General features: G+C 41.3%; 15 protein-coding genes. 10 read left to right on the top strand and 5 right to left on the bottom strand.

The window, feature by feature from the left end:
- Window positions 1-82: 82 nt before the first annotated feature.
- The 9 genes from AB8M93_RS00460 to AB8M93_RS00420 all read left to right on the top strand — a co-directional run bounded on the left by AB8M93_RS00460 (window position 83) and on the right by AB8M93_RS00420 (window position 7,602).
- A complete protein-coding gene (locus AB8M93_RS00460; protein WP_373055563.1) occupies window positions 83-931 on the top strand; it encodes an MgtC/SapB family protein in 849 nt (282 codons plus the stop codon).
- A complete protein-coding gene (locus AB8M93_RS00455) occupies window positions 898-1,338 on the top strand; it encodes a DUF4010 domain-containing protein (RefSeq protein WP_373055562.1) in 441 nt (146 codons plus the stop codon). The genes AB8M93_RS00460 and AB8M93_RS00455 overlap by 34 nt, the downstream gene beginning before the upstream one ends.
- A gap of 142 nt (window positions 1,339-1,480) precedes the next feature.
- Window positions 1,481-2,335, top strand: a complete 855-nt coding sequence (locus AB8M93_RS00450) for an SDR family NAD(P)-dependent oxidoreductase (protein ID WP_373055561.1) — start codon at window positions 1,481-1,483, stop codon at window positions 2,333-2,335.
- Window positions 2,336-2,552: 217 nt separating this feature from the next.
- The gene (locus AB8M93_RS00445; protein ID WP_373055560.1) at window positions 2,553-2,801 is read left to right on the top strand and encodes a DUF7218 family protein; all 249 of its coding nucleotides are present in this window, start codon (window positions 2,553-2,555) and stop codon (window positions 2,799-2,801) included.
- A 6-nt stretch (window positions 2,802-2,807) separates the two neighbouring features.
- A complete protein-coding gene (ku, locus tag AB8M93_RS00440) occupies window positions 2,808-3,584 on the top strand; it encodes a non-homologous end joining protein Ku (RefSeq protein WP_373055559.1) in 777 nt (258 codons plus the stop codon).
- Between the two features lie 3 nt (window positions 3,585-3,587).
- On the top strand, window positions 3,588-6,011 hold the full coding sequence (gene ligD, locus AB8M93_RS00435) for a DNA ligase D (protein WP_373055557.1): 2,424 nt from the start codon (window positions 3,588-3,590) through the stop codon (window positions 6,009-6,011).
- 16 nt (window positions 6,012-6,027) lie between these two features.
- Window positions 6,028-7,065, top strand: a complete 1,038-nt coding sequence (locus AB8M93_RS00430; RefSeq protein ID WP_373055555.1) for an App1 family protein phosphatidate phosphatase — start codon at window positions 6,028-6,030, stop codon at window positions 7,063-7,065.
- A 66-nt stretch (window positions 7,066-7,131) separates the two neighbouring features.
- Window positions 7,132-7,323 (top strand): hypothetical protein, encoded by a 192-nt coding sequence (locus AB8M93_RS00425; RefSeq protein WP_373055553.1) that lies wholly within the window; start codon window positions 7,132-7,134, stop codon window positions 7,321-7,323.
- A 39-nt stretch (window positions 7,324-7,362) separates the two neighbouring features.
- The gene (locus AB8M93_RS00420; RefSeq protein ID WP_373055552.1) at window positions 7,363-7,602 is read left to right on the top strand and encodes a hypothetical protein; all 240 of its coding nucleotides are present in this window, start codon (window positions 7,363-7,365) and stop codon (window positions 7,600-7,602) included.
- A 59-nt stretch (window positions 7,603-7,661) separates the two neighbouring features.
- Here the strand turns inward: AB8M93_RS00420 and AB8M93_RS00415 are convergent, their stop codons facing one another.
- Together AB8M93_RS00415 and AB8M93_RS00410 are read right to left on the bottom strand one after the other, a co-directional pair.
- Window positions 7,662-8,327, bottom strand: a complete 666-nt coding sequence (locus tag AB8M93_RS00415; RefSeq protein WP_373055550.1) for a sterol desaturase family protein — start codon at window positions 8,325-8,327, stop codon at window positions 7,662-7,664.
- Window positions 8,328-8,339: 12 nt separating this feature from the next.
- Entirely contained in the window at window positions 8,340-8,954 is a 615-nt protein-coding gene (locus AB8M93_RS00410; RefSeq protein WP_373055549.1) for a deoxynucleoside kinase, read from the bottom strand.
- A 208-nt stretch (window positions 8,955-9,162) separates the two neighbouring features.
- Between AB8M93_RS00410 and AB8M93_RS00405 the strand changes: the two genes are divergently transcribed.
- Window positions 9,163-10,080: a DUF302 domain-containing protein gene (locus tag AB8M93_RS00405; protein ID WP_373055547.1), complete on the top strand. Its 918-nt coding sequence runs from the start codon at window positions 9,163-9,165 to the stop codon at window positions 10,078-10,080.
- A 120-nt stretch (window positions 10,081-10,200) separates the two neighbouring features.
- Here the strand turns inward: AB8M93_RS00405 and AB8M93_RS00400 are convergent, their stop codons facing one another.
- The 3 genes from AB8M93_RS00400 to AB8M93_RS00390 form a co-directional block, all read right to left on the bottom strand.
- Entirely contained in the window at window positions 10,201-10,581 is a 381-nt protein-coding gene (locus tag AB8M93_RS00400) for a DUF6122 family protein (RefSeq protein ID WP_373055545.1), read from the bottom strand.
- Complete coding sequence (locus AB8M93_RS00395) at window positions 10,582-10,923, bottom strand: DUF202 domain-containing protein (protein ID WP_373055544.1); 342 nt, start codon at window positions 10,921-10,923, stop codon at window positions 10,582-10,584.
- A 155-nt stretch (window positions 10,924-11,078) separates the two neighbouring features.
- Window positions 11,079-12,833, bottom strand: a complete 1,755-nt coding sequence (locus AB8M93_RS00390; RefSeq protein WP_373055542.1) for an SLC13 family permease — start codon at window positions 12,831-12,833, stop codon at window positions 11,079-11,081.
- Between the last annotated feature and the right edge of the window lie 148 nt (window positions 12,834-12,981).

The raw sequence follows: 12,981 nt of genomic DNA, 5'->3' as shown, positions 1-12,981 counted from the left end.
CTGAAAATTACTTGTGGTAAATATTAATTTCCTTTTAAAACAATTTTCTAACTTTTAATGATTGCTTTTTTTAAGAGGTTATATGAATTATGAAGATTTAACTACTTTGGGAATAGCCCTGGGTTTGGGGATGTTGGTAGGTTTACAGCGGGAACATTCAAATCAGGCAATCGCAGGGGTACGTACCTTTACAATAATTTCTATTCTTGGTGCTGTGGCCGGCTTTTTGACCCGGGACATGCAAAATGAATTCATTCTTCCGGCCCTGGGCCTTTATCTCGCGGCTTTGGTGTACACCGGCGGGAGAAGCAAAGAAGATAAAAGAGATCCGGGAAAAACTACCGAAGTTGCTATTCTGCTCATGTTTGCCATTGGGGCCTACCTTGTCCTGGGAAACCGGATAATTGGAGTGGTGGCGGGAGGTCTGCTAACCATGCTGCTGTACGCCAAATCCCATCTTCATGATTTTATTGAAAAATTAAAAGATTCTGATGTTTCTGCGATTATGACTTTAGCAGGAATTTTCCTTATTATTTTGCCCATTCTGCCAGACCAGACCTACGGCCCGTATGATGTGCTGAATCCTCATAACATCTGGCTTATGGTTGTTTTTATCGTGGGCCTTAGTGTGGTGGGATACTTCATCTATAAATTTGTAGGAAAGGATTCCGGGGTGATTTCTAACGGAATTCTTGGCGGGCTCATTAGCAGTACCGCTACAACGGTTAGTTTCGCACGGAAACAAAAACAGGCGCCTGATATTGCCAGAATTGCGGTTTTTGTCATCACCACTGCTTCGGCAATTGCCCTGGCCAGGGTTTTAATAGAAATTTCTGTAGTGGCGCCGGCTCAATTGCCCATGCTGGCCATGCCTATAGCTTTTAATTTTGTGGTGATGTGTCTTATTTGTGCCTGGCTTTTTATACCGTAAAAAAGGATAAGGATGCCGGCGAACTTCCTGAACCCGAAAACCCTGCCCAGTTTAAGGCAGCCCTTATTTTTGGCCTTTTATACGGAGTTATTTTGTTGCTGGTGGCATTTGCAAAAGAACAGTTTGGCAACGAGGGCCTTTACATTGTGGCAATTATTAGCGGGCTTACAGATGTTGATGCCATAACACTTTCTATGTCTAATATGATAAAAGGAGGAGGGGTTTCCACCAGTCTTGGCTGGAAACTTATCTTGCTGGCTTCTCTGGCCAATCTTTTATTTAAGGGAATAATGGCTATGGTAATAGGAACGGGTAAAATTGTAAAGTGGCTGGCTCTTACTTTTGGACTTTCCATAGCAATAGGCATGATTACCATTTTCCTGTGGCCCGAAAACTGGCATTTTTAATCCCTCTTCTTCGGAAAATTTAAAAGGTTAAATCCTGACTAATAACTTGCTAAACTTATTATAATCCCGGTAATGCCTGCCTGAATTCCCATTGGTAAATTGTACATTAATACTTCAAAATAGTGATAAACAAAAAAAAGTTATGGGAAGATTAGAAGGAAAAACCGCCATTATTACCGGCGGTGCAACAGGAATTGGGGAAGCAATTGCAAAAAAATTCAGCATTGAAGGCGCAAAGGTCATGCTAATTGGGTTGCCTGATAATCCTGTAGATAAAGTTGTAGAAGAGATCAATTCAGGAAAAGGTGAAGCCATTGGCTTTTCAAAAGATATCTCTTCGGAAGAAAACATAAAAGAAGCTATTAAAACAGCTATTAATAAATGGCAGAAACTTGATATTCTTATCGATAATGCGGGAGTTTTCCCTGAAACCAATACGGCAGATGAGTTCTCTGTGGATGCTTTTGATAACCTTATAAAGAATAATATTCGTACCACTTTCCTGTTCACCAAGCACGCCTTGCCGGAACTGCAGAAAACTAAAGGTTGTATAGTGGCCGCAGGTTCTGAAGCCGGTTTGCTGGGGATTCCACAGGTGGCTGTTTATGGCGGTACAAAAGGTTTTATACATTCTTTTATAAAAGGAATTGCCGGGGAACAGGCTAAAAATGGCGTAAGGGCCAATGTGGTTGCGCCCGGGGCTGTAGATACGGCCTGGACGCATAAAGAACAGGGGCCAATGGATGAGCAGATGGAAGAAATGATGGTGAATGCCACTCCAATGGGCCGCCGCGGCACGGTGGAGGAAATCGCAAATGTATATTGCTTCCTTGCCTCAGATGAAGCTTCTTTTGTTACCGGTTCTATTTACTCGGTAGATGGTGGAATTACCATTTCCAAAGGGGCGATGGGGAAACAGGTGCCTGATGAAATGCGCGATAAAAAGGTAAATCTGGATGTAAAACATTCCAGGGAAGGCGCTACCGAAGAAAAGTAAAATTTAAAGCCTAAGCTCACTAAAGCCTTTGCTGTTTCAAATTTTCGATGGAATGGGAAAGGCTTCTTTATTTGAGCATTTTTAATAGGTGGCGGGCGCTGGGATGGGAAAGTGCTGATGTTAAAGTTAAATCAGCGTTAATCAACAGCGATAACTTATAAAAATTCTTCAATTATTGTAGCTTTAAGAGAGAATCCAATTATTAAATTTTTCTGTTATGGCTAAAGATCATGGACCACAAATCAAAAATGATAAGCAATACGAGGAATTGCGTGACAAGGGCATGAGTAAAAGTAAAGCCGCCCGTATTGCTAACGATCCCAATTCCGGCAAAAAAGGAGGGAAGGCAGATAAATATGAAGAAAGGACCAAAGAAGACCTTTACGAAGAAGCCAAAAAGGTGGGAATAGAAGGCAGGAGCGAAATGAGTAAAAAGGAACTTATTAACGCATTGCGTAATCACTAGGGGCAGATGAGATCTATTTGGAACGGCTCTATTAGCTTTGGACTGGTTTCTATTCCGGTAAAATTATATTCCGGTTCAGAGGAACGTAAACTGGACCTGGACATGCTGGACAGGCATGACCATTCCCGCATAAGGTATAAACGGGTAAATGAATCTACAGGAAAGGAAGTGCAGTGGAAGGACATTGTAAAAGGCTTTAAGAAAGATGAAGGTTATGTAGTGCTGGAAAAAGAGGATTTTGAAAGTGCCAATCTCAAGAAGAGCAGGACTATAGATATTGAAGAATTTATTGATGAGGAAGAAGTAGCCGATGTTCTTTTTAAGAAACCTTATTTTCTTGAACCACAAAAGGAAGGCGGGAAATCTTATAACCTTCTTCGGGATGCGCTAAAGAAAACTGAAAAACTTGGAGTGGCAACTTTTGTGATGCGGCAGAAGGAACATCTTAGCCTGGTTGGCGTTTACAAAGATGCGCTGGTTTTACACGTTATTCGGTTTGCAGATGAAATTCGGGATCCTTCAGATTTAAAATTGCCAGATACCAAGGTGAAGAAAAAAGAAGTAGATATGGCTATTTCGCTTATAGAACAATACACAAGCGAATTCAGTTTCGAAAAATTCAAGGATGTCTATAATGACCAGCTTATAAAGATTATTGAATCTAAATCTGCGGGGAAAACGGTGCAGCCTGAAGACTTTGAAAGCAAACCAACTCCTGCCAAGGATTTGATGTCCCAGTTAAAAGCAAGTTTAGAAAAAAAGAAAAAAGGCAAGGCATCATAAACTATGAGTCTTGAAGATTACATAAAAAAAAGGGACTTTTCCAAAACCCCCGAGCCGGGAGGTGATATAAGCAATGAGAACCAGGGCCGCTTTGTAATCCAGAGACATAAAGCCACGCGGCTGCATTACGATTTACGGCTGGAAATGGAAGGAGTGCTTAAAAGCTGGGCGGTTCCCAAAGGCCCTTCCATGAATCCTTCAGATAAACGCCTGGCCATTCAAACAGAAGACCACCCTATTAAATATCTCAATTTCCACGGAACCATTCCCAAAGGCAATTACGGCGCTGGCGAAATGACCATCTGGGATGAAGGCGAATACCATTCTGCAGAGGCTTCCGGGGACAAAGACCTGGTGGAGCAGCTTAAGAAAGGCAACCTTAAAATAAGTTTTTCAGGAAAGCGTATAAAAGGGGAATTTGCGCTGGTGCATACCCGTGGGGGAAAAGACAATCAATGGCTGCTCATTAAAAAGAAAGATGAATTTTCTACAGATCTTAATTATGATGCAGAGGCTTATGCCCCTTCCGAAGAAAAAAAGAAGCCAAAAGTAAGAAAACTTAATCCTGAAGATCCCGTAAGGCCAATGCTGGCCACATCAACAAAAGAAATTTTTAATGATCCCGAATGGATTTACGAGCTTAAATGGGACGGTTACCGTTTAATTGCCAATATTGATAATGGCAATGTGAAAATCCATTCCCGTAACGGGATTTCCTATAATTCAAAATTTCCCAACCTCGTGAAAGACCTGGAGCAAGTTCAGCAGGATGTAATTTTGGATGGAGAGGTGGTGGTATTGGATAAAAACGGGATGCCGGTATTTCAGGAGTTGCAAAATTACGATTCCACTACAAAAGGTGCTTTGCGTTTTTATGTTTTCGATATGCTGTATCTTAATGGCCACAGCATGTTAGAGCTGCCGCTTTTAGAACGGAAAAGCCTTATTCCCGATGTGCTGGAAGAAACAAATATAAGCCTGTACTGCGACCATGTGGAGGGGATGGGAAGTGCCTTTTATAAAAAAGCCATAGACGCGGGTATGGAAGGCGTAATTGCGAAAAAAGCAGACTCCACTTACACCCCGGGCTACCGTACGGAACACTGGCTGAAAATAAAGGCAATGGAAAGTCAGGAAGCCATTATTTGCGGTTATACCGAATCTGATAAAGACAGTTCGGTTTTCAGGTCGTTGATCCTGGGCCTGCTGGAAAATAATAAATTAAAATATATAGGGAATTGCGGCACCGGTTTTTCCCACGCGGAACAAAAAGAGTTGCTGGAGCAGCTGAAAGCCCTGGAAACTGAAGAAAACCCGTTTGAAAAAAAGATAAATCTCAAAGGCAGGAAACCGGTTTGGGTAAGGCCGGAACTTATATGCGAAATAAAATTTTCTGAATGGACCAAGAGCGGCAATATGAGGCATCCATCCTTTAAAGGATTGCGGCAGGACAAAAATATAACAGAAATACATAAAGAGAAAAAAACTACAAATCCCGAAGAAGCCCCTGAAACCGAAATAGGATCCAACCAGCTGGAAATTGGAGGGATTCCGGTAAGTTTTACCAACCTTGAAAAAGTTTACTGGCCGGAGAGTGGCTATAGAAAATATGATCTTATAGATTACTATTTGCAGGTTTCAGAATATATGATGCCATATTTAAAAGACCGGCCGCAAAATTTGCACCGGCACCCCAACGGGATAAACCAGACCGGATTTTATCAAAAAGACAATGAAGGCCTGCTGGAAGACTGGGTGGAAACGGTGAAAATCTTCTCCAAACATAATAATCGCGATATAGAATACATGCTGTGCCAGAATGAAGCTACCTTGCTGTACATGGCAAATCTGGGATGTATAGAAATCAACCCGTGGAATTCCAGAATTGGCTGTCTGGAAAATCCCGATTATACGGTAATTGATATTGACCCTACAGATAAAAACACTTTTGAAGAAGTGATTGAAGTTGCCCAGGCAGTTAAGGAGGTCCTGGATAAAGCAAAAATTGAAGGTTTCTGTAAAACTTCCGGCTCCAGTGGAATACATGTTTATATTCCCCTGGGTGCAGAATATACTTATGAGGAAGCCAGGGATTTTACCAAATTACTTTGTTATTTTGTTCAGGAGAAAACTGGCAAATTAACCAGTATGGAGCGCGCCGTAAAAAGCAGGAAAGGCAAAATTTACCTGGATTTTCTTCAGAACCGGAGAGGACAAACTTTAGCTGCGCCTTATTGCGTGCGGCCAAAAAAAGGAGCTACGGTCTCTGCGCCCCTTAAGTGGGAAGAGGTGAAAAAAGGATTAAAACTCTCTGATTTTAATATTAAAAATATGCCGGAAAGGATAGAAAAAGAGGGAGATTTGTTTAAAGGGGTCCTGGGTAAGGGAATAGATATGGGAGAGGTGCTGGAGCGGCTTAATAGTTAAAAAAGAAGAAAATTTAATGCTGAAACGTTTAAAAAAACTGGTGGGTAGGTACAGTAATTATGACCAGATTTTGCTGGTTCCTTACCGCAGTTACGGCACCTATTCAAGATTATATGTAAAAGGAAGAGCGCTGGACAATGAACCGCTAAATATTGTACAGGACCAATCTATCTTCAGGACAATAAAAAATACCTGGAAACAATTTGACAGTTTTGAAATTCCCGATGTTGAAGTGGAATTGGTTTTACCGGGAAAAGTAAATTTAACGGCAAAAACCAATTCAGAAGGTTATTTTTTATTTGATAAAACCCTTGAAAACAATATAGCCGAGCATGCTTCCAACGAAGGATGGATTCCCTACAAATTGCATTTTAAAGAAAAACTGGATCCGGGAACAGCGCTTTTGGAAAGCCATTTTCAGGGAGAATTTCTTGTTCCTCCCGTAGATGCCGAATTTGGGGTGATAAGCGATATTGATGATACTATTTTACATACCGGCGTGACTTCTTTTTTAAAATGGCGGCTCCTGAAAAATTCATTGCTCACCAATGCCTACAAGAGAATTCCGTTAAAAGGTGCACCTAATTTTTACAAAAAGCTGCAGGCCGGTATAAGCGGGAAGAACAGGAACCCCATGTTTTATCTAAGCAATAGTCCATGGAATCTATATGAATATCTTAAGCTTTTTCTCGATCATAATAATTTTCCAAAAGGGGCCATATTGCTCAGGGATTTCCGCACCCCTTTTGATGCCGCTACTAAACCTGAAAAGCCTCATAAACAAAAAGAAATCATCAATATCCTTAAGGCTTATCCGGACCTTAAATTTATCCTGATAGGTGACAGTGGCGAGCATGATGCTTCTATTTATACAGATATTGCCGCGCAGTATTCAGACAGGATCCTGGCAATTTATTTGCGCAGCGTTACGCATAAAGGCAGTATGGAAAGAGTGAGGAGTGTAATCGATAATTTTGATTCGACTCCTGTTTTGCTTGCAGATTCTTCAGAAGAAGCTATACAGCATGCGCGGGAAAACGGATTTATTCAATAAGCCGGATTTTAAACGCAACCTTTTGCGCCTTGGAACATCTTTAAAGAAAGGTGTAAATCTCGTATTATGAAGAAACTCGTTCTAATTTTGGTCTTTCCCGTATTTATTTCATGCAATAAGGATGATGATAATATTAAAAGCGAAAGCACTGATGCTGTAATTTTTGGGGAAGTTTACGGTATGTGCGGCGGGGATTGCAGGAACCTTTTCCTTCTTAATGACGAAGGCCTTTACAAAGATGCCGATAGCGATACATAATATGGAAATTGGGAAGAAACAGCGTTTACCATGGTGGGAATGGCTTCAGAAAAATATGGGCTGGCCCAAGGTCTTTTAGACGTTCCACAAGAGCTGATTATGATGACTGATGAGGAGATGGGCAAACAAATTGTAGCCGATTTTGATTATTTCCTTCACGTAGAGAAAAATGGCAAATCTTATAACTGGTTATTTGATGAACCTGAAGAAGGCCTCTCTGAAGAAGTACAACAATACCTTGAAAAGGTCATAGCTGTAAATGAGCAGCTTTCAGAATAAAAACAGCCCTGAAGCAGTACTTCAGGGCTGAATTTTCAATTTTTTTATAGTCCTTCTTGCTAATCATCTATACTTGTTCCCACAGATGCTCTTTTAGCCATTGGTGATTTTCTTGGCATTGTTCTGAAAATATGATCCCACAGGGCTGAAGAAACTCCAAAAGCGCGGTCTGGTTCGCGATAATGATGAATGCTGTGATGATGCCATAAAGTCTTCAGGAAATTGTTAGGCACTTTAAAGGCATGCACCGAATAGTGGACCGCGAGATAGGCAGCGTAGCCAATTAGAAATCCCGCCAGGAACCCGAATACATAATCTCCCAGGACTGCCCGGTAGATAATAAAAAGTACAGTGGCAATAATAAGGCTTAACAGCGGTGGCATTGCCAGCCGGGATTTATCTTTGGGATAATCGTGATGCACGCCATGCATCGTGTAAGAAATTTTCTTTTTTCGCTCGCTGGTAGCCGGGATGTGGTACAAATACCGGTGCATAATGTATTCCACAAAAGTGAAAAAGAACAATCCTGCGACAAAGAGAAGCACCATCATTGGAGCTTCAAAACCCTTTTCAATAATTCCGTAGTAGATAAGCGCGGCAGCAATTACCGAAAAAATGATAAGCGGAAGCGAAATATGGGTATGCGTTAATTTTTCAAGAATGGGGTTATCAAACAATTTTGGCGAGCCTTTATGTTTTGGCCTTTTTAATTTTGTAGATTCCATAACAGCAAATTTTTAGAATAATCCGTGTAATTCTCCATCAATCCTATTGATAATATCTCCCAGATCTTCAGGATTTTCTACGAAGTTAATATTATCAACGTCAATTATCAACAAATTGCTCTTATTATAATCATGCACCCAGGCCTCATATCTTTCATTCAACCTGCTCAGGTAATCTATGGAAATAGAATTTTCATAATCCCTGCCACGCTTCTGGATTTGTGCAACCAGGTTAGGAATACTGCTTCTCAGGTAAATAAGAAGGTCCGGCCCCTGCACCACGCTTTCCATAAGGTCAAAAAGGGATTTGTAATTTTCAAAATCCCGGTTGGGCATTAATCCCATAGCATGCAGATTGGGGGCAAAAATATAGGCGTCTTCGTAAATAGTGCGGTCCTGGATAATGTCTTTGCCACTTTCCCTTATTTGAAGAATCTGCCTGAACCTGCTGTTTAAAAAGTAAATTTGAAGATTAAAAGACCATCGTTCCATTTTATTATAAAAATCCTCCAGGTACGGGTTTTCCAGAACATCTTCAAATTGTGGTTCCCATTTATAATGTTTGGCTAGTAATTTAGTAAGGGTGGTTTTTCCAGCTCCAATATTCCCGGCGATGGCTACGTGCATAAAGTAAAAATTTAGGGTGGTTTGTTGATGCCGCTGCTAGAGCAGCTGGGCAAAGATAATAGTTTCAAATAAAATAGTGGTTTTCCTGCTGCACACAATCTCTTAAATGTTTTGCTGAAATTTTTACAAATACCGGCTGCGTAAAAGTTTCTTAAAGATTTTATGGCTTGCCGGATAAAAAGTAAATTACCCGTTAAATTGTCTTTTAATGAAGAAGTTATTTATTCTCTTACTCCTGCTTTTCACCGTTTCCTGTAGCAGCGATGATCCCGGCGATGTGCTCTTTTCTTCGGAAATTGTAAAAGTTACCAGTGCCAGATATTCTGCGAGTAATGTAGATTTTGACAATACGCTCTCGGGATTTATGGCTGCCGTAAACGAGGAAGACAGCCTGCAGGTTTTTCTTGAAGTGAACCACTCTGCCAATGCTATCGCCCTGGGACGAGTGCTCAATCCCACCAGGACCGTATTCTTCGGAAGTCCGGGGATGATGGTTCCTCTTTTAATGGAAAATCAGCTGGCGGGGCTCGATTTGCCTCAAAAAATGATGTTTTATCAGAATGAGAATTCTGAAGTTTTCTCGGTATATAATTCTATAGCCTATATTTCCTCAAGGTACAACCTGGAACAGGCAAACCACCTTCAGAACTCGGCCGTATTACTCAGGAACCTCGCCAATGCTTCTACGATGGCCGAGGTTAGGACTGCGGCAGACCTTCTGGTAGCACCGGGAGAGGGAATTATTACCAAAGAAAGTACACTTTCTATTGAAGAAACCTATAACGGTATAAAAAGTAGAATCAGCGCCCGGGACAATCTCACTATTTTAGCTGAAATAGATTTTCAGGAGTATTCGCCGGAAGAGAATTCCAAGGCATTTTTAAGGCCAACACGACTCATAATTTTTGGAATGCCGCAGCTAAGTACGCCTCTTATGCGGAATTCCCAAACTTTGGCTCTGGATTTACCTCAAAAAATACTGGTTTGGGAGGATTCAGGCGGTGTGGTACAGGCCTCTTATAATGATCCTTCCTTTTTAGCAGAGCGCCATGAGCTGCCTTCCGACTCTGAAGAAATTCAGCAAATAACCGCTATCCTGAACCAGCTTGTTGAAGCGGGGCCTTAAAACGAGATTGGTTAATGCCCTTATGCTGTATGAACATCCCTGTTTCTGGTGAATGTCAAAATTATAAATCTTCAGAAGATCATTGACACCGAAAGTGAGGTGGTAAAAATGAAAGTGATATTAAAAAAAGAATGGCTTCCATTTAAAAACTTCAGAAGAATAAGAACATTCCCCGCATTTGGAGAAGGTCCAGAGGCAGTCTATAAAATCTGTAAGCATGTGAAACAGCAACCCTATAAAAATCAATTTTAGCAGGTGGTTTTTTGTAAAAATTGAGCCAAAAAAATAAATAATGATCGCGGGTACCGAGTGTAATGGGTGATAACCTATTCCGCAGCGATGAGGGTCAAAAACGGGACTGGCAAAAATATGGTCCAGGTCTACCAGCATTGTCGATATCAAAATGAGCCAGTTTCGCTTCCAGTTTTGTCTGTCATAAAACCAGGCAATGGCTCCTACAGCGATAAAATGAAGAAAATAATGAGTGAAAGCCTGGAACATTTATTTGTCGGGATGCCCATTTGTTGGTTCCTCTTTTTCTCTCTTTTGAGGTTTCAGGAGTTTATTAAGTTTTCTTTCCAGCGCAATGTAACGGGCAATTCCCACCGTAATAAAAATTACACAAATAAATAGCGAGAGGTACCCCAGCCATTTTACATGCTCGTATTCCTTAATTTGCAAAAGCGCCAGGCCTCCAATCAGCAAATAAAGCGAAGCCCTTATATAAGATAAAGCAGTACGTTCATTTGCCAGCTTAGTGCGTTCCAGCGCGAGGTGTTCCCTCAGCAGTTTTTCATCAATTATTCTGGTTTTAAAGGGGTTGTGTAGCCTTACTTTTCTCATACTGCAATGATAAATAGAATTTTCATCAGTTGAAAATGAACAGAAGCTTTGTTATTCGTCCTGATTTGAACCTGAAAGAAAGATAATTAGAAAAAATAAGTTTACCAGAAGGAGCCCAAGTTCTTTCAATGATCTTATTTCTTCAGGAGATAATATTACAAGGGCCAGAACACGGGCACCAGTATAAGGATGATAATAAGTAAAATAATGGTAAGGGGAACTCCGGCTTTTATAAAATCTATAAATTTATACCTGCCGGGACCATACACGAGGATGCAGGAAGGCTCAAAGGGAGTGATTAAAGAGACCGATGCGCCCAGCATAATGGCAATTGCGAAAGTTCGGGGTTCGGCATTCAGGATCTGGGCGGCTTCTATGGCAACCGGCAGCACCACCAGGGCAGCAGCGGCGTTAGACATAGGTTGGGTAAGCAGGATGACCAGGATTACAAATCCCGCCAGTACGTACCGCACCCCAAAATCTCCCAGCAGGGCTATAATGTTTACGGCAAGAAATTCTGAAGCCCCAGAATTATGCATGGCAGTCCCAAAGGCGCTCATCCCGCCAATGAGGATAAGTAATTTCCAGTTCATAATTTCATAAGCGCGCTCCACACTTATAGCGCCAACAACAACAGTGAGCAGTGCCGCCGTTAGAAAAGCAATAGATAATGGCACCAGCTGAAAGGACGCGACAATTATGGCAATTATAAAAGCCAGGGCAGAAAATATGCCTTTTCGCTCCTTAAACATATTTACCTTAAAATCTCCCATTACAGAAAATTCCACGGAGTGCTTCATGGCTTCTATAGATTCTTCAGTTCCCTGTACCAGCAGCACATCTCCAATCCTGAATTTTAAGCTGCCAATCTTTTGAGAAATAGTGCTTCCAAAACGATGAATCCCAAGAACAACCAGGTCGTAATTTTGCCTGAACCTTATTTCTTTCAGTGATCTATCGGCCAGGATCGAGCCCGGCGTCACCAGTACCTCCATAAGCCTTACCTTATCGCTCTGGATTTCGGTACTGGCAATGGTATCGGCCAGTACCTCAAGCCCCACGGCTTCCTTTACTTTTATAAGATCTTCCATTTTACATTCCACAAGCAAAATATCATTTAATTCCAGCCGTGTAAAGCGGTTCGGGATCAATTCATCTTTGCCCCTAATGATCTTTATTATTCTTACCTCCCATTTTGCCAGTTCAGACTGGAATGCAAGTTCCCCAATAAGGTCTGAATTTTCCCTTATTACGATTTCTGAAAGATACTCCTTGATCTTATATTCTTCAGCAAAGCTTCCTTCTTTATGATCCGGGAGGATTTTTTTCCAGAAAAGCAGGATAAAAACAATCCCGGTAATGCAAAGGATGAGACCTATTCCGAAGATTTCAAAAAAATGAAGGGCTTCCATCCCCACGCTGGCAATATAGCCGCTAACTGCAACATTGGTAGACGTGCCAATAAGCGTACAGGTGCCGCCAAGTATGGAAGAATAAGCTACCGGAATAAGCACTTTTGAGGGGCTTATATTTAGTTTCCTGCAAATACCCACCACAGGGCCGGTAACCAGCGCGGTAACCGTGGTGTTATTCATAAAAGCTGAAAAGGAGCCGGTAATAAACATGGTATAAGCGATAAAAAGGGTGTTGCTTTTGGTGCGTTTTACCAGGGTGGCGCCAAGTTTATCCAGTAATCCGGTTTCAGATAATGCCCCGGAAATTACAAATACCGAAGCCAGGATAATCATAAAATCGCTGCTGAAGCCTTCAAAAGCTTCAGCCGGGGTGAGGATGCCCGTAAGGCTTAAAATTACCAGAAGGCCAATGGTAACCACATCAACAGAAAACTTTTCTGTCGCAAAAAGAATTATGGCGGCAATCAACAAGCCGATTACTATAATTATTTCCATAAAACTTTTTTTAAGGAAACTAAAGATATATAAAATAAAGGCAGGTTTTTATTCGGAATTTAAAGCGGTTTGTTATTTACAGTTTTCTCCTATTCAAAGAACCAACAGGATCTGGGCAGGACCACAGCTACATTGACTTCTTCTAAAT

The organism is Autumnicola aciditolerans (genome assembly GCF_041679265.1).
Classification (GTDB): Bacteria; Bacteroidota; Bacteroidia; order Flavobacteriales; family Flavobacteriaceae; genus Autumnicola.
Note: the sequence above shows the minus strand (reverse complement) of the source record. Positions and strands in the feature narration are given on the sequence as shown.